Below are 22,013 nucleotides of genomic sequence, written 5' to 3'. Positions count from 1 at the left end.
TCTACGGCGCCATGTCGGGGACCGGCTTGACGGTGCCCGTCTCCGCCGGGGCGGGAGCCGGCGCCGGGGTGCCGATCTGCGGCGGCGGGGTGAGCTGCAGGTGCTCGCTGGTGTAGGCGAGCTCCTGGTAGACCCGCTGCGGGTCGCCGTTCAGCTTCGTGCCGTAGCTCGGCACGATCTGGCGGATTTTTTGCTGCCATTCCGGGCTGGCGGCTTTCTGCGAAAAGACCTTCTCCAGCACGTTCAGCATGATCGGCGCGGCGGTGGAGGCGCCCGGCGAGGCGCCGAGCAGGGCGGCGATGCTGCCGTCCTTGGCCGCCACCACCTCGGTGCCGAGCTTCAAGACGCCGCCCTTCTCGGGATCGCGCTTGATGATCTGCACCCGCTGGCCGGCCTGGACGAGGCGCCACTCGTCCTTCTTGGCATCGGGGAAATACTCGCGCAGGGCCTGGTAGCGGTCCTCGTCGGAGAGCATCACCTGGCCGGCGAGGTACTCGATCAGCGGGTACTGCTCGACGCCGACGCGGACCATCGGCCAGACGTTGCTGGTGGTGGTCGAGGTCAGCAGGTCGAAATACGAGCCCTCCTTCAGGAACTTGGTCGAGAAGGTCGCGAACGGCCCGAACAGGATCACGCGCTTGCCGTCGAGCACCCGGGTGTCGAGATGTGGCACCGACATCGGCGGCGAGCCGACCGAGGCCTTGCCGTAGGCCTTGGCGAGGTGGCGCAAGGCCACGTCCTGGTTCTCGGTGACGAGGAACGAGCCGCCGACGGGGAAGCCGGCATAGTCGTCGGCCTCGGGGATGCCGGAGGCCTGCAGCAGGTGCAGGGCGCCGCCGCCCGCGCCGATGAACACGAACCGGGCATCGACCGTGGACCGGCTGCCGTCCTTCAGGTTCTTCGAGGTGACGCGCCAGGTGCCGTCCCCGTTGCGCTCGAAGCTCTCGACCTCGGTCGAGAGGCGAAGGTCGAACTTCGGCCCGCTCTTCAGGGAGGCGATGTACTGGCGGGTGACCTCACCCCACTCGCAATCGGTGCCGAGCGGCGACCACGTGGCGGCGACCTTCTGCTTCGGGTCGCGCCCCTCCATCATCAGGGGTACCCACTTCTTCACCTGCTCGGGGTCGGTCGAGAACTCCATCCCGGCAAAGAGCGGGCTGGCCTTGAGCGCCTCGTAGCGCTTGCGCAGATAGGTGATGTTGTCGTCGCCCCAGACGAAGCTCATGTGGGGCGTGGAATTGATGAAGGAGCGGGGGTTCTTCAGCACGCCTTGTCGGACCTGCCAGGCCAGGAACTGGCGCGTGACCTGGAAGGCCTCGTTGATCTCGACGGCCTTGCTGATCTGGATGTTCCCCTTGGAATCCTCCGGCGTGTAGTTCAGCTCGGCCAGGGCGGAGTGGCCGGTGCCGGCATTGTTCCAGCCGTTGGAGCTTTCCAGCGCCACGCCGTCGAGCCGCTCGACCATCTCCAGCGACCAGTCGGGCTCGAGTTCGCGCAGCCAGACGCCGAGCGTCGCGCTCATGATGCCGCCGCCGATCAGCAGGACATCGACCTTGCGGGCCTCGCCCGCGGCGAGCAGGGGCGACCCCGGCAGAGCGGTCGCCGCCAGACCCGCGACCGCGCCGCCGAGGACTTGCCGTCGGCTGATCGACATCGGGCTATGTTGCACGTTGGCGGAACGAATGTGCAGTTTATCGTCAGAATTCATTTTATTTTTCGTGCCGCTCAAAAATTTATTGGTCCTGGCGGTCCGCTACAGCAGGCGCAGGCGAGCGACAACCCAACGATTACATGGCTGCCATGCCCTGAAAACTTGAACAGTCACGGCGAAGTGTCAGGCGGTGGAGGCGTGCCCGCTCCCCTGGCCCCGGCCTCCGGCGAAGCCGGTCGACAGGCCGACCACAGATGCGCGGGAGGTCCGTCGGCGAAACCTCAGCGTGCCGCCGCGCGCTCGACCCGCCGCAGGCTTCCGAGAATCGACCGCGCCGCTCGGTGGCGCACCGCACCGGTCTCGCAGGTCTTGCAGATCGCTCCGAGATAGCGGCCGTCGACCACGGTCTCGGCGAACAGGCCGGACTTGAACCGCGATGCCGCCTCGGTCTCGACGGCGATCCAGTCATGGGCGCCGAATCGCTCCGGCCCGAGCGGCCTGCGGATCGTCGCGCCCACGCTCGTGCTCTTCAGGACCGCCCGCAGGCGGACGTAGCGGGAGAGCGGCGAGGCATGGAGCCCGGCGAGGCGGTCGGCGTCGTCCGCGCCCTCGATCGGTGCGGTTCGCAGGCGCAGGGTGCAGGCTTCCTGGCTGCGGGCGCAGGCCGGGGTCTCGCACACGATCCGCACCACGCGCCGCCCGGAGGCGTCGCCGGGATCCTCACCCGCATCCTCCAGCACCCAGCCCGGCGGCAGGTCGAGCCGGAAGCCCTGGTCGAGGCGCAGCGTGACCGGACCCTGCGGCGCCTCGGTGCTGTCGGGCTCCGCGGCCGATTCGGAGACGGCGTCATCGGCGGCCTCCGGCGCCTCCTCGGCCCGGGCCGGGACGATCGCGAGCAGGCCGAACAGGAGAAGAGCTGCGCGGCGGCGAAAAGGATGGGTCATCGGGCGCCGGTCTCCTTCGGGAGGTGGCGTTCGGCCAGCGCCTCGAAGCGGGCGCGGGCCTCCGGCTCGAAGATCCGCAGCGGCACGGGCAGGACCTCGTCCCAGCGCATCGGCAGGATCACGAGGTCGCCGATCCGATCGCGCCCCCGGAACAGCGGCCAGCCGAGATGGGCATGGGCGCCGTCCTTGACGGTGACGATGCCGGTCTCGTCGATCACGATCTCGGCCGCGCCGGGCGGCGCCTCGGCCTCGAGTTGGCGGGCGAGATCGCCGGCGAACCAGCGGCTGGCGCGGGGATGGACCGCGAAGAACAGGGCGATCATCGCCGCGGCGAAGGCGGCGGGCTTCCAGAATTCGTCGGTCACCATCTCGGCGAAGAGCGGCAGCGCCTCGGTCAGCGGCACACGGTAGGGATCGACCGCCCAGAGCATCGCCAGCAGCGCGGGGTAGAGCAGCGTCAGGCCGACGAGCCACGCGGCGGCGCCGGTGAATCGGGCGCGGCGGACCCAGGGATTCTCCAGCGCGCGCAGGATGAGCGGGATCCGCTCCTCCGCGGTCAGGCGCAGGGCGGCGCGAACCGCCTCGGGGCCGGTGGCCGGCTCGGCCGGCGGCGGAGCGGGGGCGGGCCGGTCGGCGCAGGCTTCGACCCAGCGTCGGATGCCGGCGAGGGTCTGCGCGCTCAGATGCGCCTTGGGCAGGACGATCGGAACTTCGCCGATTTCGGTCGACAGGAAGAGGTGGTGCCGGTCCTCCGCGAGGGCGCCGAGGCGCGGCCACGGCACGAAGCTGACGAGATCCGGTGCGGTCTGGGTCAGCCCGGCTCCGTCGAGCCGGTAGCGCACCGGCACCGGATCCGGATTGTGGGTGTCGCCGCCCGCCGGCCCCATCAGGGCCCGCACCCGGCGGCGGGCGAACCGGGGATGGAGCGCGTAGGCGGCGAGCAGGGCGAGCGTGATCAGCCCGAGAAAGCCGGCGATCGGCAGCCCGTCGAAGCCCGGCAGGTCGCGCCACAGCGCCGACAGGCTGCGGCGGCCGCCCGCCGTCGCCCAGGCCGAGACCGCGCCGAGCAGCGCCAGGAACCACAGCACCGGCAGGCCCAGCGCGAGGATGCGCCGCCTTTGCGCCGCCAGCGGCCCCCTCTGCGCGTAGAGGTTGCCGGTGATCCGGTCCGCGAAGGTGAGCGGGGCCTCGAAAGTCAGCGGCGCGTCCGGAGGCCGGGGGCGACCGGAGAGGGAGGGCACGACGGGCAGGAAGAGCCTCCGGGATTTCAGGAATCGAGGATATCGGTCCGAGAGGTCCTCGGCCGTTCAGCCGTCGCGGGCGGCGGCCGGGACCGCGGCGATGCCGGCGCCCGCGGCCCAGGCGTTGAGATCCTGCTTGCGGATCGCCGCCGCCATCATGTCGGGGAAGAGGTCCGGCGTGCAGGCGAAGGCGGGCACGCCGAGTGCGGCGAGCCGCGCGGCGAGCCCGCGGTCATAGGCCGGTGCGCCCTCGTCGGAGAGGGCGAGCAGGGCCACCACCTGCACGCCTGCCCCGACGAGGCGCTGCGCCTGGGCGAGCAGGCCGGCCTCGACCCCGCCCTCGTAGAGGTCGGAGATCAGCACCAGCACCGTGTCCTCGGGCCGGGTGATGCGCGAGGCGCAGTAGCCGACCGCCCGGTTGATGTCGGTGCCGCCGCCGAGCTGGACCGAGAACAGCACCTCGACCGGATCGTCCATCTCGTCGGAGAGATCGACCACCTCGGTGTCGAACACCACGAGCCGGGTCGAAACGGCCGGCAGCGAGGCCATCACCGCCCCGAAGATGCTCGAATAGACCACCGAGTTGGCCATCGAGCCGGACTGGTCGATGCACAGGATCACGTCCTTGAGCGATCCGCGGCTTTTCCGCCCGTGGCCGAGGCGGGTCTCGGGGATGATGGTGCGGTACTCCGCCTGATAGTGGCGCAGGTTCGCCCGGATGGTGCGGTTCCAGTCGATCTCGGCGTGGCGCGGGCGGCGGTTGATGCTGGCGCGGTCGATCGCCCCGGTCACGGCCTGGCGCAGGGGCTCCTCCAGCCGCTTCATCAGCGCGTCCACCACCTTGCGCACCACGAGGCGCGCCGTCTCCTTCGTGCGCCCGCCGAGCAGGCCGCGCATCGAGATCAGGGTCGAGACGAGGCTGACGTCGGGCTGGACCGCCTCCAGCATCTCCGGCTCGGTCAGCATCCGCTTGAGGTCGAGCCGCTCGAAGGCGTCGCGCTGCATCACCTGCACCACGGAGGCCGGGAAGTAGTCGCGGATGTCGCCGAGCCAGCGCGGCACGGAGGGCGCGGAGGCGCCCAAGCCCCCCTTGCGGTCGGAATCGTAGAGGGCGCCCATCGCCCGGTCGAGGCGCCCGTCGCGTTCGGACAGCGTACAGCCCGTGCCCTCGGCCGCGCCACCGCCCAGCACGAGGCGCCAGCGGCGGAGGCGTTCCGTCTCGTTCGCGGCCTCGCTCATGCGGCGTCTCCCGTGGTTGCGTCCGCGCTTCGGACCGGCTCGGGGCCGAGCAGCAGGCGCAGGATCGGCAGCACCTTGGCCGCCCGCGCCGCATCGAAGCCCTGCGCACCTTCTGCCGCGCCTGGGGCCACGCCGCCCGGCCGGGCCAGAGCCTCGCCGATCGCCCGGCGCTCGGCGGGTGCCAGGGTCGCGAAGGTGCGGCGCACCAGCGGCAGCAGCTCGATGAACAGCGCCTCGTCGAGGCCGCAGAGCCATTCATCGACCACCGCGAGCAGCTCCCGCCCATGGATCAGCACGGTGCCGCTGTCCTCCAGGAAACCCTCGATCCAGGCGGCGGCCGGGACGGCGCCCGCGGCCCGCGACAGGGCGAGGCGCAGGCGCTCGCCGGCCTCCGCCGCGTCGATGGCGCGATCATCGAACAAGAGCCGGACGGCGCGGCCGACGACGCGGCCGTGGACGTGTTCCTGATCGGCGAGCGCCCGCAGGGCCTCGCCCCACACCGCCTTCAGTTCCGGCTCCTCGATCAGCGCCACCGCGCCCGAGACGGCGACGATGCGCGCCTTGGCCGCTGCCGCCGCATCGTCGTCGAGGCTCTGGCAGGCGGCGACCAGCCCGGCGGCGGCCCGCGGCACGAGGCCCCGCACGACGGCGAGCACCGGCGCGGTGTCGGAGGAGCGCACGGAGCCGTAGCGGGCGAGTTCGGCGAGCGGCGGCAGCGCGTCCATCAGGTCGAACACGTCGGCCGAGACCGCGGCGCGGTCGTTGAGCGCGCGGATCACCTCCGCCGTCGCCTCGGCGAGATCGGCATCGAGCAGGGTGCCGATCAGGCCGGAGAGCTCGGCGACCCGCGTCGCATCGCGGGCGCGGCCCCGCACCCGGCCGGCGGCGGCCTCGGCGACGGTGCCGCCCTCGGCTGAAGCCGCGACCAGTTCCACCACCCATTCCGGCTGCCAGGCCAGGAACCAGCCCTCCTTGAAGGTGCCGCGTCCGCGCGCCTCCCGCCGCTCGCCCCAGGGAATGCCGATCAGGGTGAGCCGGTTGAGGAAGTGGCTGCGGGCGAGATCCGTCTCCTTGCGCAGGTCGAGGGTGATCTCGCCGGCCGCCGCGCCGGGCTTGAGGCGCAGGCGCCGGCACTGCGCCTCGAAATCCGCCTCGACCGGGGTGCCGGGGCTGTCCGGCGGGGTGGCGCCGAGGCGCTCGCCGATGACGAGCTTGCGCCGGATCAGCCCCATCGGCGCCGGATCGGCGAAGCAGAGCGTGGCCTGGGCCGCCTCGTCGAGATCGTCGAGGGAGGGCCGGGACCGGCCGCGGAAACCCGCCAGCGCCTCGGCGAGCCGGGCCGCCTCGATCACCGAGGCCGGCGAGGCGTCGAGATCGTTGTCCCGCAGCAGCGCGGCGGCGCGGGCGAGCCAGCGGGCGGCGACCCGCCCCTCGTGGTGCCACAGGGTGTCGTACCATTCCGGCGAGAGGACCCCGGCGCGGTAGCCGGAGGCGAAGGCCAGCCGCTCGTAGGACCAGGGCGCCCAGGCGGCGGCGACCTTGGTCTTGGGCAGGTTTTTGAGCGTTGCGGCGTCGGCGGTCGCCTGGCCCTTGGCGTCGTGGCGGGCGAGCGCCGGCACGTGCCACGCGCCGCAGACCACGGCGATGCGCTCGAACCCCTCCTTGGCCGCCCGCCGAATCGCCCCCCGCATATGCGCCTCGCGCGCCTCCTCGCGGGCACTCTCGTCGGGATCGGGCTCGGCGCCCTCGCGCAGGGCCGCCATCGCCTCGCCGATCGCGGCGAACACGTCGCCGTCCGTGCCCGCGCGGCTCTCGACCAGGGCGTCCCACCAGCGCTCGCCGTCCGGATAGCCGGCGAGGGCGGCGAGTTCGCCGAGGGGGTCGCGCCGGATCGCGGCCGCGGCCGGGGCGGGCTCGGGCGGCGTGGGTTCGGGCGGCGTGGGTTCGGACGGAATGGGCTCGGGCGGGGCCTCGGCCGCCTCGGCGACCGGCTCCGCATCGAGCGGGGCGGCCTCCGAGGCAGCGTCCGGTTCGCCGAAGCCGTCGGCGAGCTGGATCGCGTGCGGCAGGTCGATGAAACGGACGCTCGCGCCCGCCTCGACCCCGAAGCGCATCGCCACCCATTCCGGCGAGAAGGCCGCGAAGGGGAAGAAGGCGCAATCGCGCGGCCGGTCGGGCCGGTAGACGAGAAGCGCCACGGGCGGCGCCATCGCCGCGTGGAGGCTGAGCGGGATCAGCGCGTCGGCGTCCGGCGGCCCCTCGATCAGCAGGCAGTCGGGGGTGAACGCGTCGAGCGCTGCCCGGAGCGAGCGGGCCGAGCCGGGTCCGTGATGGCGGATGCCGAAGAGGCGGATGTCGGGCATCGCGAGATCACGCGCTCGCGCGGGCGGCCTTGTAAAAGTCCTTCCAGCCGTCGCGCTCCTTCACCACGGTCTCGAGGTACTCGCGCCAGACGATGGCATCCTGCACCGGGTCCTTCACCACGGCGCCGGCAATCCCCGAGACGAGGTCGTGGGCCGAGAGGCGGCCGTCGCCGAAATGCGCGGCGAGCGCGAGACCGCTGCCGACGACGCTGATGGCTTCGGCCGTCGAGAGCGTGCCGGAGGGCTGCTTCACCTTGCTCTTGCCGTCCGCCGTCACCCCCTCGCGCAATTCGCGGAAGATCGTGACGACGCGGCGGATCTGGTCGGCGCCCGGCGGCTCGGCCGGGATCTCGAAGGCGCGGCCGAGCGAGGCGACGCGGCTCTCGACGATGGCGATCTCGGCCTCGATCGTGGCCGGCGGGGGCAGCACCACGGTGTTGAAGCGGCGCTTGAGCGCGCTCGACAATTCGTTGACGCCGCGATCCCGGTTGTTGGCGGTGGCGATGAGGTTGAAGCCCTTCTGCGCCGGCACCTCCTCGTTCAGCTCGGGGATCGGCAGCGTCTTCTCCGAGAGGATGGTGATGAAGCTGTCCTGCGTCTCGGAGGGGATGCGGGTCAGCTCCTCGACGCGGGCGATGCGCCCCTCCGACATCGCCCGCATCACGGGCGAGCCCACCACCGCCTCGCGGCTCGGCCCCTTGGCCAGCAGCAGCGCGTAGTTCCAGCCGTAGCGGATCGCCTCCTCGCTGGTGCCGGCGGTGCCCTGCACGATCAGGCGCGAGGTGCCGCAGATCGCCGCCGCCAGATGTTCGCTGACCCAGCTCTTGGCGGTGCCCGGCACGCCGAGCAGCAGCAGCGCCCGGTCGGTGGCGAGCGTGGCCACCGCGACCTCCATCAGGCGCCGGTCGCCGATATATTTGGGCGTGACCTCGAAGCCGGAGGCGAGCCGGCCACCGAGCAGGTAGGTGACCACGGCCTGCGGCGACATCTGCCAGTTCGGCGGACGGGGCCGGTCGTCGGATTCGCGGAGCGCCGCGATCTCCTCGGCGAAGGCATCCTCGGCGGCCTGGCGAAGCTGCGCGGCCTTGACGGCGTGGGTCGATGTCATCCTTGAGCCGTTCCCCCTGTGGTGGTCTCCGGTCGGAAGTCGCGCCGGATCGCGGCGCGCAGGTCCAGCACACCCGTCAATCCCGCGAGCTGCGTGCGCAGGCGGTCGCCCTCCCCCTCCGGCAGGCGCGCCAGGAGGGCGGCGGCCGCGGCGGCGTTGTCGTCGCTCGGCCAGAGCCGGTCGCCGAGGCGGGCGATCACCCAGGGCTTGGCGAGGTCGCGCCGCAGGGCATCCGAGCCGCGGGTGACGAAGGCGAGCCAGTCGAGAAGTCCGGCGCTGAAGCCTTCCGAAAAGTGCTCCGGGCCCTGGCCGAGCACGGCCAGCACCACCTCGATCTTGCGGGCGCGGATCAGCGCGCCGACGCGGGCCTCCCACTCGGCATCGGGCAGGAGGTCGAGCGCCTCCGCCCACATTCCCAGAACCTCGTTGGTGCGGCGGACGCCGGTGACCTTGCCCTCGTAGGCCTCGGCCGTGATGTCGGCCATCGCCTTCGTCCAGGCCGGGTCGCGCGTGCGCTTGGCCGCCGAGAACAGCCCGTGGAACACCGGATCGGCCCACTCGCTGCGCAGCGCCAGCTCGATCCACAGCCGCGGCGGATGCTCGGCGAAGGCGTGGAGCGGCGCGCGCGCCAGGATCGCCCGCAGCAGGCCGGCCCGGGCGCCGCCGCCGCGCCGCTCCCAGGCGTTCACCTCGACGCCGTCGCGGGCGAGTTCGGGCGCCTCCTCCGGCAGGGTGACGACGAGGGTGTGCGTGGTGCCGCCGAGGAGCCGGCGCTTGCTCTCGATCGTCAGGGCGGCGCGGGCGCGGGCCGCCATGCGCCCGGCGTAGCGCGAGCCGGGAAGCCCCGGCAGCAGGCGCTGCGCGGCGAGCCGCACGCCGCCGGCCCGGTCGTCGAGGCAGGCTTCGAGGAAGGGCTCGTCGGCCGGGGACAGGCCCGTCGCCAGCGCGTGGACCAGGGCCTCGCGAATATCCGCCTTCTCCTTGCGGAAGACCGGCTCCAGGGCGGCGCGCGCGCCCTCGGGATCGCGGGCGCGGAAGGCGGCGAAGGCCGCGCGGCGCTCGGTCACCGTGCCCTCCGTCCAGTCCGCCGCCTCCCGCGTCTCGGCCGGGGCCTCGCCGCAGGCGCGGGCGAGCCAGTCGAGTTCGGCGCCGACGACGGCGGGAGCGGTCGCCGGCAGGCTATCGCGGTGGAGCATCAAGGCCTGGAACAGCCAGGCGGGCGGGCGCAGACCCGACGCGGCGGCGAGCGCGAACCACTCCTCGACGCGCCCGCGTGCGCCGTGGCCCTCGGTGAGGAGGCCGTAGAGCCGGGTCGCGGCGGCGGGCGGGCACTCGGAGCCGACGGCCTCGCGCGGCTCGGCGGGCGCCAGCGCCTCCGGTCCGAGACCCGTGCCGGCGAGATGGTGGGCACCCTCCGCGGCGAGGCGCGCCAGCAGGGCGCCAGCGGGATCGCTCTCCGCGACGAGAGCGGAGAGCGGCCCGGGCTGGCTCGGCGGGGCGCGCTCGGCGCCGAGGAGGGCGGCGGCGAGCGTCGGCTCCCAGCCATCCGTCGCGCGGTCGGCAGCGTCCATCAGGCCACCTGCAAGAGGACCGGCTGCGCGCCCTGCGCCGGCATCGCGTAGAGGTGACCCCCGGTGACGAGGGCGAGCGGATGCAGGCCGTAGCCGTCGTAGAGGCCGAACAGGTCGACCGGCCGGCCCGCCGCCACGGCGAGCAGGCTCGGCAGGCGCGGGTCGGCCCCGAGCGCGAGGCAGCCGGTCTCGTCGCCCGCCGCGAAGGCCGGCAAGGAACCCGTCTTGGAATCTGTCCTGCCGCCGGAAGCCGCCGCGGCAAGCCGCCCGAGCCGCACGCGGCTCAACCGTACCGGCCAGCGCTCGAGCCAGGGCGCGCGGGCGAGCGTTTCGGCGAAGCTGTCCCGCGCCGCCGCGACGCTGGCCGCACCGGGGATCACCGCCTGGGCCGCCGGACCGGCGCGGCCCTCGCGGAACACGGCCCGCAGCGGCGGGTCGCCGGGCTGGAAGGCGAGCGCCCCCAAAAAATCCTGGCCGGCGGCCGGTGCCGGCGGCAGGGGCGAGCCCGCGGTGCCGTAATCGATGACCTGGGCCAGGGCGCCGCTGGCGCGGCCGACGAGCCAGACCGAGCGGGCGGTGAGCCGGTCCTCCTCCTCGACCGCGTGGGCCAGCACCGCCCAGGTGTCCGCCTGGTCCGGGCGGCCCGCCATCTCCTCGGCGGTGACGGGGTAACCCAGAGCCGCGCGCACGCCTGCCGCCTGCTCGGGGCTGAGCGCGTCGAGGCGGCGCGCTGCCCGGAGCAGCAGGGCGAGCCGGCCCAGGCCGAGCCCGAGCGCCGCCTCCGGCCGGGGGGCGCCGGGGCGGGGTGCGGCGGCGGCCAGACCCGGCAGGGCGCGCACCCGGCGGGCGAGGCCCGGCGCCTGCCCGTCCACGAGGCGGCCGGCCATGCGGTCCCAGAAGGCGTAAGGCTCGCCCCGGGCCGCCGCGAGCCCGCGCCGCATCAGGTCGCGCAGCCAGAGGTCGAGTTCGTCGAGAGCGGCCCCGACCCGGTCCTCGCGGGCCTGCCGGCGCTTGGCCTGCGCCCGCTCGTCGACGGGCTTGGCCGGCTCCTTCGCCCGGGTTTCGGCGGCGGCGGCGCGGCTCTCGCGCCCCTTCATCCAGGCGGCGGCCCAGTCCGGCGGCTCGCCGTCAGCGATGGCCGAGGCCGCATCGACCAGCATCAGGCCCAGGCCGTGCTTGCACGGGAACTTGCGGCTCGGGCAGGTGCATTTCGAGGCGGGGCCGGCGAGGTCCGCCACCGTGCGGTAGGGGCTCGCCCCACTGCCCTTGATCTCGCCCCAGATCACCGTCCCCGCCCGGCCGAGGCCGGCCCATTTCTGCGGTTTCGCCTGATCCTGCCCGGCCTTGCGGCTCGACGCATCGGGGGCGAGATCGAGGATCTGGGCAGTCGTCAGGCTCATGCGGTCGGCGGGTTGGATGTCCGTCAGTCGAATCGTTGATGCGTCAGCTTAAACAGATCGGCTTGATGAGCAAGTTTTCCTTGAAATCCCGATTTTCGCTGAGCCGGCAACCGTCCTGACGGCCTTTGTTCTGAGGCTAATCTGAGAATAATTCCAGTTTAACGCCTTTGGTGCGAATCATAGCCTGCGGGGTGCTCAGCCCTGCTCGTCGGTGTTGCGCCATTCCCGCTCGAAGGGCAGGCGCCAAGCCTGCGGCGCCACGAGCTGGTGAATCGATTTCGGCCCCCAGGAGCCCGGCGCGTAGAGCCTCACCGGCGGCGGTGCCTCCAGGAGCGGCGTCGAGACCTCCCACAGCCGCTCGATGCCTTCCGCCGTGGTGAACAGGGTGTGGTCGCCGCGCATGGCGTCGAGGATCAGCCGCTCGTAGGCCTCCAGCACCTCGCCCATCAGGCCGGTATCCTTCATGTTGAACTGGAGCGAGAGCTTGTCGAGCCGCATGCCCGGCCCGGGCCGCTTGCCGTAGAAGGACAGCGACATCTTCGAGGCGTCGGCGAGATCGAAGGTGAGGTGGTCGGGCCCCTGCGCGCCGACGCCCGAATTGACCGGGAACATGCTCTTCGGCGGCTCGCGGAAGGCGATCGAGATGATGCGCTGCCCCTCGGCCAAGCGCTTTCCGGTGCGCAGGAAGAACGGCACCCCGGCCCAGCGCCAGTTGTCGATGCGGCACTTGAGAGCGATGAAGGTCTCGGTGTCCGATTGCGGATCGACGCCGGGCTCGGACCGGTAGCCGGCATATTGTCCGCGCACCACCTCCCGCGGATCGAGCGGGAGCATCGAGCGAAAGACCTTGTTCTTCTCCTCGCTGATCGGCCCCGGCTCCAGCGAGGTCGGCGGCTCCATCGCCATGAAGCCGAGGATCTGGAACAGGTGGGTCACCACCATGTCGCGATAGGCACCCGTCGCCTCGTAGAAGGCGGCGCGGGTGCTGAGGCCCAGCGTCTCCGGCACGTCGATCTGCACGTGGTCGATGAAGGTGCGGTTCCAGATCGGCTCGAACAGCCCGTTGGCGAAGCGGAAGGCCAGGATGTTCTGCGCCGGCTCCTTGCCGAGGAAGTGGTCGATCCGAAAAATCTGCTCCTCGGAAAACACCTCGTGCAGCCGGTCGTTGAGCGCCACCGCGCTCTCCAGATCGGTGCCGAACGGCTTCTCCATGACGATGCGCGAGCCCGCCGCCAGATCCGCCTCGGCGAGGAGGCGGACCACGGTCAGAGCGGCGGCGGGCGGCACGCTGAGATAGTGCAGGCACCGGGTCTCCTGTCCGAGGCTCGCCTTGGCGCGGGCGACCGCCTCGGCGAGTGCCTCGGCACCGGCCGAGAGCGGCACGTAGTCGAGTCGCTCGGCGAAGGCCGACCACTCTCCTTCCCCGGCTTGCCGGGTGAAGAACCGGTCGATGGCCTTGTGCGCGCGTTCGCGGAACGCCTCGACGCCGATGTCGTCCAGCGACACGCCGACGATGCGCATGTCGGGGATGAAGCCGGCGCTGAACAGGTGGAACAGGCCGGGCAGGAGCTTGCGCTGCGCGAGGTCGCCGGTGGCGCCGACGAGGACGACGACCTGCGGATGTTTCGGGCCGACGCCCGCCCCCAGCCGTGACGCGCGCGATCCTGCCAAGCGGGCCTCCATCGGCGCGCCGGAGGTGCGCGCACAAGGTGAGGTAGGGCCGGCGCGATTCGTGCCAAGCTTGTGTGGGCGATCCCGCGCTTGTCCGTGCGGGCTGGGCGCGGTGACGCATCGCGCGTCCGGCCGACCCGCCCCATTTCCAAGGCCATGCCCGCCGAAGACTTCGACGCCACCGCCGCCCGCCTGCGCGCCTGCCGGCTCTGCCGCGACGCGCCCCTCTTCGGCGCGCCGCTGCCGCACGAGCCGCGGCCGGTGGTGCAGGGCTCGGCCACCGCGCGGCTGCTGATCGCGAGTCAGGCGCCGGGCAACCGGGCGCATCGCAGCGGCATCCCGTTCAGCGACCCGTCCGGCCGGCGCCTGCGGACGTGGCTCGGGCTCGACGAGGCGGAATTCTACGATCCCGCGCGGGTGGCGATCCTGCCGATGGGCGCCTGCTTCCCCGGTCTCGACGCCAAGGGCGGCGACCGGCCGCCGCGGCGGGAATGCGCGCCGACCTGGCGGGCCGCTCTCCTCGCCGGGCTACCGCGCCTCGACCTGATCTTGGTGATCGGCCAGTACGCGCAGGCCTGGCATCTCGGGCCGCGGCCGGGCGGCCTCACCGAGACGGTCGCGGGCTGGCGCGCCATCCTCGCAGCGTCCGAGCGGCCGCGGGTGCTGCCCCTGCCCCATCCCTCCTGGCGCAACAACGGCTGGCTGCGGACGAACCCGTGGTTCGAGGCGGAGCTTCTGCCGGTGCTGCGGGCCGAGGTGGCACGGGCCATGGACCTCCGGCGTTGACAGCCGCCCTGCTTGGGGGGATCGCTGCCACCCGCTGATCCCTCGAACGAGAGCCCGATGCCGCAGAGTGCCGACCCCCGCGACCGCCTGATCGTCGCCCTCGACCTGCCCGACGTGGCGGCGGCCGAGCGGCTGGTCGCGCGCATCGGCGATGCGGCGACCTTCTACAAGATCGGCTACCGGCTGGCCTATGCGGGCGGGCTCGACTTCGCCGCGCGGCTGGCGCACGAGGGCAAGAAGACGTTTCTCGATCTCAAGCTCCACGACATCGGCAACACCGTCGAGGAGGGCGTGCGCTCGGCCTCCGCACTGGGCGCGACCTTCCTGACGGTGCACGCCTATCCCCAGACCATGCGCGCGGCCGTGCGCGGGCGATCGTCGGGTCTGAAGATCCTCGCCGTCACGGTGCTGACCTCCTACGACGACGCGGACGCGGCGGAAGCCGGCTACGCCCTGCCGGTCGCCGACCTCGTCGCGCGCCGGGCGGAGCAGGCGGTGCAGATCGGCATCGACGGGATCGTCTGCTCGGCGGCGGAGGCGCGGGCGGTGCGTGGAAAGATCGGGCCGTCGGGGCTGATCGTGACGCCCGGCATCCGCCCGGCGGGCGCGGAGGCCGGCGACCAGAAGCGGGTGATGACGCCGGGGCAGGCCCGGGCGGCGGGCATCGACCACGTGGTGGTCGGGCGCCCGATCACCGGAGCGGACGATCCCCGCGCGGTCGCGCAGAGAATCATTGCCGAGATGGAGGGTGCCTGAAATGGCCAGGGGCTACTGGATCGTGCGGGTCGATGTGAGCGACGCGGAGGCCTACAAGGCCTATGCGGCGGCCAACGGCGCCGCCTTCGCCCGCTTCGGCGGGCGGTTCCTCGTGCGCGGCGGCGCCTTCGAGGCCGTGGCGGGGCAGGCGCGGGCGCGCAACGTCGTCGTCGAGTTCCCGAGCTACGAGGACGCGCTGGCCTGCTGGAACTCCGATCTCTACCAATCGGCCCGCGCCCTGCAGAAGGGTGGGGCCGAGGCCGACATCCTGGTGATCGAGGGCTATGACGGCCCGCAGCCCGTCGTCTCCGAGCCGGCGCCGACGCCGGGCGCCGCGTCGGAATAAGGGCGTCGCGGCGGGCGGCCTTACGCGGCCGCCGGCCGCAGGGCGCCGAGCAGGAAGGCGATCATCACCGGCAGCGGCGGATCGATCGTGTTGGGTTGGCGGCCGACCAGCATGGGATGGCAGTAGCGGGTGATCCCGGCCTGGAGGCAGGCCGCCGCGCTCTTCGGGTCGGCGACGGTGAAGGCGCCCTCGCGCATTCCGTCGGCCACCACCCGTGCGAGGACGGCGCCGATGCGGTCGACATGCGCCTGGCAGACGCCCCAGCTCTCGCTCATCGCGGCCTCGACCATCTCGTGGACGCGCGGATGCGCCTCGAAACGGCGGCGGCAATCGTCGTGGAGCGCCGTGATGATCCCGGCGAGCCGATCGGGCGCGGCGAGCTTCGGCGCGTCGGCGATGGCCGCGATCATCGCCTCGATCTCGCCGGTCAGCTGCTCGACCACGGCCTCGTTGATCGCCTTCTTCGACTCGAAGAAGCGGTAGACGTTGGCCGGGCTCATCTTCAGCGTGCGGGCGATGTCGGCGACCGTCGTCTTCTGGTAGCCGATATCCTGGAACGAGCGGGCCGCCGCCTCGACGATCCGATCGCGCGTGGTCGGGGCGATCTCGTCGGAGGGTGGAAGAATATGGGCCGTGGCGGCGGACATCGTCGTCAGTACCTAAGCTTTGACACCGGCCGCGTCAAAACGGATCGATGCGAACGGTTGGCTTCAAAAAGCACCAGAGGGGCAAGCCGTTCCAACGCCCCCGCTTACGCCCCGGAACCGGGTCGCTCCCCCCTCGATTGCCCCGGAATCGATGCCTTCCGAGGGGCCGCCGGGCCGGTGCGATCCTCCGGCGCCACCATCGGACGGCGAATCCTTCCGCAGATGGGACGTGCGCATGAAGCTCGAAGGCAAGCGGGCCCTGATCACCGGCGCCGATTCCGGAATCGGCCGGGCGACCGCGATCCTGTTCGCGCAGGAAGGCGCGGACGTCGCGATCACCTACAACACCGACGCGACCGGTATCGGCGAGACCGCCGCCCGCGTCGAGGCCGCCGGCCGCAGGGCGCTCGTCATCCAGGACGATGTCGGCGATCCGGCCTCGGTCGCCAGGACCTTCGACACCGCTGCGCGCGATCTCGGCACGCTCGACATCCTGATCAACAATGCCGGGCAGGCGATGGGCGGCATGGAGGTCGCCGAGATGGACGACGCGGTGCTGGAGCGCATCCTGCGCGTCAACCTGATGGCGCCGCTGTTCTGCGCCCGCGCCTTCATCCGCATGCGGCGCGCGGCCGCCGCGGACGGAAAGCCCGCCGGCGGCAAGATCGTGATCGTCTCCTCGGTCGCCCAGCACCTGCCGACCCCGGGCAGCGCACCCTACGGCATGTCCAAGGCGGGCGTCGGCTCGCTCTGCCGCAGCCTGTCCCGGGAACTCGCCGAGGACCGGATCAACGTCAACACCATCGCCCCCGGCCTGATCGAGACGCCGATGACCGCCGACCGCTTCGAGCACACCGAGACGCTCGAACAATCGCTCGAGCGGATCCCCTGGCACCGCGCCGGTCAGCCGGAGGAGATCGCCCGGGCCGCGCTCTACCTGTCCTGCGCGGACTCGGACTACGTGACGGGGCACACCCTCGTGGTCGATGGCGGATTGACCATGCAATGGGGCGGCGCCTGACGCAGGCGGCGCCCGACGCACCGGTCACGACCCCGCGCTCCCGTGCGGAAAATATGCGGAAAGATTGAGCCGATCGGTCGAAACACAACTTTAACGAACGTGCGGCAGCGTGCGCGCATGAGCTTCTTCTCGCGCTCCTCCGCCAAGGCCGCACCAACCGGCCCGGCCGAGCCGCCCGCGGCCGGGCCGGCGGCGTCGCCCGCGAGCCTGTCGCCGGCGCTGGAGCAAGCCGCCCGCGCCGCCGACCGCGCCGTGATCGACGTCGTCGAGGCCGACGTGATGACGGCGATCGACGGGGTCGGCGGTTCGATCGGGACCACCCGCGACGAAGTCGGCCGCATGCGGGAGGGCGTGAGCCTCATCCGGTCGCGGATGGATCGGCTCGCCGCCGCCGCCGAGGGCGCGGCGGGCATGACGGCAGGCATGCTCGATACCAGCCGGCTCCTCTCCGCGACCTCGGAGCGCATCGCCGGGGCCATGGACCAGGCCGGCCACCACCTCGCGACCGCGGCCGACCGTTCGGTCGAGGCGCACGCGCTGCTGGCCGAGCTGGAGCGGGCGGGCGACGAGATCGCCAGCGTCGTCGAGACCATCGCCGCGGTCTCGCGGCAGACCAACCTGCTCGCCCTCAACGCGACGATCGAGGCGGCGCGCGCGGGCGAGGCGGGGCGCGGCTTCGCCGTGGTCGCCGGGGAGGTCAAGGCGCTGGCCGTCGAGACGGGCCGCGCCGCGGCGGACGTGCGCAACCGCATCGCCCGGCTGCGCGAGGGGGCCCACGCCTCGGGCGCGGCGATCGCCGCCATGACCGAGGCGGTCGATGCGATGCGTCCGGCCTTCGCCACCGTCCGCGGCGGCACCGGCGATCAGGCCGCCACCGTCGGCGCGCTCGCCGAAGAGGCGCAGCAGGCGGCCGCCTTCGTCTCGGGCGTGAGCCGCGACACGAGCGCGGCGACCGCCGCCGCCACCGACGTGGACGCGCTCGCCCAGCGGGCCGAGCGCGCCAGTGCCGCCGCCTCGGTTCAGACCGAGGCGCTGGGGCGCCGCTTCGTCGCGGTGATCCGCCAGACCGAGATCGGCGACCGCCGCCGGTTCGACCGCTACCCGGTCGAGCGCGCCGTGACGCTCGCCGGCGCCACCGGACGGACGATCGATCTGAGCCGGGGCGGCGTCCTGATCGAGGCGATCCCGGGCCTGCGCGCCGAGCCCGGCGCGCGGCTCGCGCTCGAGATCGAGCGGATCGGGGCGCTCGCGGTCCGGGTCGTCGGCGTCAGTCCCATGGGCCTGCACTGTGCCTTCGAGGAATTGGCTCCGGCGGCGGAAGCATCCCTGGCCGCGACGCTGATTGAGGTCGAGGCGGATTACGCGCCGATGATCGCCACCGCCCAGGAGGTGGCCCATCGCATGGCGGCGGTGATGGAGTCGGAGATCGCGGCCGGACGCCTGACGCCGGAGATCCTGTTCGACACGGCTTACAAGCCGATCGCCGGCACCGACCCGCAGCAATTCCTCACCCGGGCCGTCCCCGCGCTGGAGCGCCTGCTGCCGCCGCTGATCGAGCCGCCGCTGCAGGCCGATCCGCGCATGCTGTTCTGCATCCCGAGCGATCGCAACGGCTTCCTGCCGGTTCACAATGCGCGGGTGTCGCAGCCGCAGCGGCCGGACGATCCGGTCTGGAACAACGCGCATTGCCGTAACCGGCGCATCTTCGACGACCGCACCGGCATCACCGCCTCACGCTCGACCCGGCCCTTCACCGTGCAATCCTACCGGCGCGAGGTCGGCAGCCAGTGGATCCTCGTGCGCGAGGTCGATGCGCCGATCCGGGTGCTGGGCCGGCCCTGGGGCGCCTGCCGCACGGCCTATCGGTTCTGACGGACGGGTCGGAAGGCGATCAGGAGCCGAACTGCGAGCCGAGCTGCTCGAGATATTCGGCGAGGTCGAGGCCGCCGACGCGCCGGCCGTACTCGAATCGCATGCCGCGGCGGATATCGACCCGGGTGGAGCGGGTGTTGAGCGTGAAGGGTCGGACACAGACCCAGGCGCCGTCGGTGCGGTGCTCGAAGAAGCCGAGGATGTCGTGAGGGGCGGCCATGGTTCGTCTCGCGGGGGATGCGAGGAACCAACGGAGGAGGACGGGAAGAGTTCAATCCTCCCGCCGCCCTTTCTCTGCGCAGGACTTGCCCGGACTTCCGGAGAGACTTGATATGGCCAAGCTTGCTCTTCGGGTTGTCGGATGCGACTGCGCCGGATCTGAACAGGCCGCGATCAGAGCCGGCCGGTCGAGCCGAAGCCGCCCTGCCCGCGTCCGGAGGCTGGCGCATCGGACGTCGCTCCGGCCTCCCGGATCTCGAAATCCGGCCGGAGGATGCGGGTGAAGACGAGCTGGGCGATGCGCTCGCCCGGCTCGATGCGGATCGCCGCGCCGCGGCCGGGCGGGTTGCGGTTCCAGGCGGAGATCATCAGCGGCCCCTCGTAATCGGCATCGATCACCCCGGTGCCGTTGCCGAGCACCAGCCCGTCCCGGTGCCCGAGGCCGGAGCGGGCGAAGACCAGACCGCACCAGCCGGGATCGGCGATCCGCACCGAGACGCCGGCCGGGATCAGCGCGGGCGGCGCCTGCGGTTCCAGGAGCAGCGGCGTCTCGAGGCAGGCATGCAGGTCGAGCCCCGCGGCCGCCGCGCTGCCCCAGCGGGGAAAGCCCCACCCGGTGAGCCGGGAATCGAGGATGTGGAGGCCGACCTTCGGGGAGGAATCTGACAAGGCGCTTCTCGACGTCCGGATGAGAGTGCGGGAAGAGCTTTCGGCGAAGCGGCCGCCCGGAGCAATCGCGGGCAAGGGGCGGGCGAGGGCGAGCGGATGGCGCGCTGGGTGGCGGGGCTGGACGGGTGCCGCGGTGCCTGGGCGGTCGCCCTGATCGATCTCGATGATCCGGCGCGCTGGCGCCGCACCCGCGTCCCGCGGGTGATCGACCTGCTCGACGGACCGGAGGCACCGGCCTGCATCGGCATCGACGTGCCGATCGGCCTGCCCGACCGGGTGAGCGGCGGCGGGCGTTCCGCCGACCGGGCGGCGCGGGCGCTTCTCGGGGCGGGGCGGTCCAGCGTCTTCCCGGTGCCGCCGCGCCCGGCGGTCTATGCCGCGAGCTACGACGCGGCCAAGGCGCTGTCGCGGGCGGGCTCCGCGCCGCCCTTCGCGCCCTCGATCCAGTGCTGGAACATCCTGCGCTACGTCCGCGAGGTCGACGACTTGCTGCGCGGGCGCCCCGATCTCGCCGCGCGGCTGCACGAGGTGCATCCGGAGGTCGCCTTCTTCCGCCTCAACGGTGACAGGCGCCTGAGCGCAGGCAAGAAGGGCCCGGCCCGTGCCGAGGGCCTCGCCGCCCGCCGGGCGCTCCTGATCGCCGCCGGGCTGCCCGCGGCGCTGGTCGGCTCGCGGCCGCAGCCGGGGGTCGGCGCCGACGACCATCTCGACGCCATGGCCGCCCTCGTCGTCGCCCGCGACATCGCCGCCGGACGCGCCGAGCCGCTTCCCAAGGTGATCGAGCGCGACAGCTATGGCCTGCCGATCGTGATCTGGGCGCCCGCGGTCCCGGCGGTCGCGCGCCCGTAAGCCTGTCCCGCCCCGTCACTTGTGCGTGAGGAGCCGAGCCCGTGACCGACCTTCCCGACGCGGATCTTCCCGAGGCAGACCTGCCGACCCGCGACATCGCCCGCGCCCTGGTCTTCGACCCCTCGAACCGGCTGCTCCTGATCGAGTACGAGGCCGTGCGCCCGATCGATCCGGCCCATCCGGAGGCCCTCGGCTTCTGGTTCATGCCCGGCGGCGGGCTGGAGCCGGGCGAGAGCCACGAGGTGGCGTGCCGGCGCGAACTCTCGGAGGAGATCGGCGTCGCCGACGTGGCGCTCGGTCCCTGCGTCGCCGTCTGCGACGGGCCGTTCCGCCTGTTCCGCAAGCCGCGCTGGGCCCGCGAGCGCTACTTCGTGGTCCGGCTCGCGAGCGATGCCGTCGACACGAGCCGGCTGGCCGAGACCGAAGACAACCCCGTGCGCGGCACCCGCTGGTGGCCGCTCGCCGAACTGGCCGCCTCGGCGGAGCGCATCGAGCCCGCCGGACTGGCCGAGCTGGCGCAACGAATCGCCTCCGGCGACGTTCCGGACCAGCCCGTCCGCCTCGACTGGCAGAACGCCTGAGCCGCTCACGCGGGACGCCCGCCGCGATCCGTGGCGCGGCGCACCGATGCGTGCGGGCCGGGCGCGCCCGGCCCGGCGCTGGCGGGATCGTGTCCGATCCGGCCCCGTCGGCTGTGCCATGGGATGCCACTGTGGGACCCCAGCATGGGAGGTCACCAGGGGAACGCGCCCGCTTAGGATGTGCGCAAGCGCATCCGCCGAAGGGGATGGATGTCGAGGCTCGGATCGTTTGGTAAGCGCGTCCCTCAGACGGCAAGGATGAAAGGATAACCCCCCATGTTTCCGCAGGTTCTGACCGACGGCTATCGCAGCTTCCTCGGCGAGCGGCTGCCGAGCGAGCGGCGCAAGTACGAGACGCTCGGCAAGGAGGGCCAGGAGCCGGAAGTGCTGCTGATCGGCTGCTGCGACAGCCGCGTCGCCCCGGAGGTGATCTTCGATACCGGGCCGGGCCAGATCTTCACGATCCGCAACGTGGCCAACATCGTCCCGCCCGCCGAGCGCGACACCGCCTATCACGGCACCTCCTCGGCGATCGAGTTCGCGGTTCAGGCCCTGAAGGTGAAGCACATCGTCGTGCTCGGCCACGCCACCTGCGGCGGCATCAAGGCCGCCGGGCTCGGTGCCGACCCGCTCTCCTCGGGCAACTTCATCGGCCGCTGGGTCTCGCTGGTCGAGCCGGCCAAGAAGAAGCTCGCCGAGTCCGGCGACACCCCGGAGAAGGAGGGTTTCCTCACCCGCCTCGAATACGCGATGATCGGCCAGAGCCTCGAGAACCTGATGACCTTCGACTTCATCCGCGAGGCCGTCGAGGTGGGCCGCCTGCACCTGCACGGCGCGCATTTCGGCATCGTCACCGGCGAACTGCGCATCCGTGATCCGAAGACCGGTGACTTCCATTCCGTGGTCGAGCGCGACGGGCAGACGCTCGCCGCCTCCGCCCTGATCAGCTGCACCGGCGCCTAACCGCTTCGGCCGCCCGGCGACGGGTCTGCGGCGCCTCCGCCCGGAGGCGCCGTTTTCGTCTTCGTCGTTCCCACAATGCGAGCGGCGGTGACGATGCGCGCACCGCTCGATCGCGG

At 72.5% G+C, this 22,013-nt stretch carries 20 protein-coding genes; 8 read left to right on the top strand and 12 right to left on the bottom strand.

Annotated elements, in window-relative coordinates; translation table 11 throughout:
- Window position 1: 1 nt before the first annotated feature.
- From mqo to zwf, 9 genes are all read right to left on the bottom strand, one after another.
- Window positions 2–1,654, bottom strand: coding sequence for a malate dehydrogenase (quinone) (gene mqo / locus HNR01_RS10605; protein WP_183667697.1), 1,653 nt, complete (start codon window positions 1,652–1,654; stop codon window positions 2–4).
- Window positions 1,655–1,932: 278 nt separating this feature from the next.
- A complete protein-coding gene (locus HNR01_RS10600) occupies window positions 1,933–2,595 on the bottom strand; it encodes a hypothetical protein (protein ID WP_183667696.1) in 663 nt (220 codons plus the stop codon).
- Entirely contained in the window at window positions 2,592–3,836 is a 1,245-nt protein-coding gene (locus tag HNR01_RS10595; protein WP_183667695.1) for a YcxB family protein, read from the bottom strand. Before HNR01_RS10595 ends, HNR01_RS10600 begins: the two co-directional genes overlap by 4 nt.
- Window positions 3,837–3,902: 66 nt before the next feature.
- Window positions 3,903–5,075: a VWA domain-containing protein gene (locus tag HNR01_RS10590; RefSeq protein WP_183667694.1), complete on the bottom strand. Its 1,173-nt coding sequence runs from the start codon at window positions 5,073–5,075 to the stop codon at window positions 3,903–3,905.
- Entirely contained in the window at window positions 5,072–7,438 is a 2,367-nt protein-coding gene (locus HNR01_RS10585; RefSeq protein WP_183667693.1) for a DUF5682 family protein, read from the bottom strand. The genes HNR01_RS10590 and HNR01_RS10585 overlap by 4 nt, the downstream gene beginning before the upstream one ends.
- 7 nt (window positions 7,439–7,445) lie before the next feature.
- A complete protein-coding gene (locus HNR01_RS10580) occupies window positions 7,446–8,546 on the bottom strand; it encodes an ATP-binding protein (protein WP_017484921.1) in 1,101 nt (366 codons plus the stop codon).
- Complete coding sequence (locus tag HNR01_RS10575) at window positions 8,543–10,117, bottom strand: DUF5691 domain-containing protein (RefSeq protein ID WP_183667692.1); 1,575 nt, start codon at window positions 10,115–10,117, stop codon at window positions 8,543–8,545. The genes HNR01_RS10580 and HNR01_RS10575 overlap by 4 nt, the downstream gene beginning before the upstream one ends.
- Entirely contained in the window at window positions 10,117–11,517 is a 1,401-nt protein-coding gene (locus HNR01_RS10570; protein WP_183667691.1) for an SWIM zinc finger family protein, read from the bottom strand. Before HNR01_RS10570 ends, HNR01_RS10575 begins: the two co-directional genes overlap by 1 nt.
- 195 nt (window positions 11,518–11,712) lie before the next feature.
- Entirely contained in the window at window positions 11,713–13,200 is a 1,488-nt protein-coding gene (gene zwf / locus HNR01_RS10565; protein ID WP_043377242.1) for a glucose-6-phosphate dehydrogenase, read from the bottom strand.
- A 144-nt stretch (window positions 13,201–13,344) separates the two neighbouring features.
- Here zwf and HNR01_RS10560 point away from each other — a divergent pair, with 144 nt between their 5' ends.
- Genes HNR01_RS10560 through HNR01_RS10550 form a run of 3 tightly spaced genes read left to right on the top strand, consistent with a single transcriptional unit; the run spans window position 13,345 to window position 15,076 of the window.
- Window positions 13,345–13,974: a uracil-DNA glycosylase family protein gene (locus HNR01_RS10560; protein ID WP_183667690.1), complete on the top strand. Its 630-nt coding sequence runs from the start codon at window positions 13,345–13,347 to the stop codon at window positions 13,972–13,974.
- Between the two features lie 57 nt (window positions 13,975–14,031).
- Entirely contained in the window at window positions 14,032–14,730 is a 699-nt protein-coding gene (gene pyrF, locus HNR01_RS10555; protein WP_183667689.1) for an orotidine-5'-phosphate decarboxylase, read from the top strand.
- A 1-nt stretch (window position 14,731) separates the two neighbouring features.
- Complete coding sequence (locus tag HNR01_RS10550; protein WP_017484927.1) at window positions 14,732–15,076, top strand: DUF1330 domain-containing protein; 345 nt, start codon at window positions 14,732–14,734, stop codon at window positions 15,074–15,076.
- Window positions 15,077–15,096: 20 nt separating this feature from the next.
- Here the strand turns inward: HNR01_RS10550 and HNR01_RS10545 are convergent, their stop codons facing one another.
- A complete protein-coding gene (locus tag HNR01_RS10545) occupies window positions 15,097–15,723 on the bottom strand; it encodes a TetR/AcrR family transcriptional regulator (protein WP_153873941.1) in 627 nt (208 codons plus the stop codon).
- Between the two features lie 235 nt (window positions 15,724–15,958).
- Between HNR01_RS10545 and HNR01_RS10540 the strand changes: the two genes are divergently transcribed.
- On the top strand, window positions 15,959–16,744 hold the full coding sequence (locus tag HNR01_RS10540; protein WP_183667688.1) for an SDR family NAD(P)-dependent oxidoreductase: 786 nt from the start codon (window positions 15,959–15,961) through the stop codon (window positions 16,742–16,744).
- 117 nt (window positions 16,745–16,861) lie between these two features.
- Window positions 16,862–18,616 carry a methyl-accepting chemotaxis protein gene (locus HNR01_RS10535; protein WP_183667687.1) on the top strand — a complete coding sequence of 585 codons (1,755 nt, stop codon included), beginning with the start codon at window positions 16,862–16,864 and terminating at the stop codon, window positions 18,614–18,616.
- 19 nt (window positions 18,617–18,635) lie between these two features.
- Here the strand turns inward: HNR01_RS10535 and HNR01_RS10530 are convergent, their stop codons facing one another.
- Both HNR01_RS10530 and dut read right to left on the bottom strand, forming a co-directional pair.
- Window positions 18,636–18,836: a hypothetical protein gene (locus HNR01_RS10530; protein WP_017484931.1), complete on the bottom strand. Its 201-nt coding sequence runs from the start codon at window positions 18,834–18,836 to the stop codon at window positions 18,636–18,638.
- Between the two features lie 173 nt (window positions 18,837–19,009).
- Window positions 19,010–19,504 carry a dUTP diphosphatase gene (gene dut / locus HNR01_RS10525; protein WP_183667686.1) on the bottom strand — a complete coding sequence of 165 codons (495 nt, stop codon included), beginning with the start codon at window positions 19,502–19,504 and terminating at the stop codon, window positions 19,010–19,012.
- Between the two features lie 96 nt (window positions 19,505–19,600).
- Here dut and HNR01_RS10520 point away from each other — a divergent pair, with 96 nt between their 5' ends.
- From HNR01_RS10520 to HNR01_RS10510, 3 genes are all read left to right on the top strand, one after another.
- Window positions 19,601–20,353, top strand: a complete 753-nt coding sequence (locus HNR01_RS10520; protein ID WP_183667685.1) for a DUF429 domain-containing protein — start codon at window positions 19,601–19,603, stop codon at window positions 20,351–20,353.
- A 41-nt stretch (window positions 20,354–20,394) separates the two neighbouring features.
- Window positions 20,395–20,934, top strand: coding sequence for an NUDIX hydrolase (locus tag HNR01_RS10515; RefSeq protein ID WP_183667684.1), 540 nt, complete (start codon window positions 20,395–20,397; stop codon window positions 20,932–20,934).
- Between the two features lie 276 nt (window positions 20,935–21,210).
- The gene (locus tag HNR01_RS10510; protein WP_183667683.1) at window positions 21,211–21,897 is read left to right on the top strand and encodes a carbonic anhydrase; all 687 of its coding nucleotides are present in this window, start codon (window positions 21,211–21,213) and stop codon (window positions 21,895–21,897) included.
- Window positions 21,898–22,013: the final 116 nt, after the last annotated feature.

The sequence above is a fragment of the Methylorubrum rhodesianum genome (assembly GCF_014199985.1).
In the GTDB taxonomy this organism is placed as follows: domain Bacteria; phylum Pseudomonadota; class Alphaproteobacteria; order Rhizobiales; family Beijerinckiaceae; genus Methylobacterium; species Methylobacterium rhodesianum.
The sequence above is the reverse complement of the archived record's forward strand: the minus strand, read 5'-3'. Positions and strand labels throughout refer to the sequence as shown.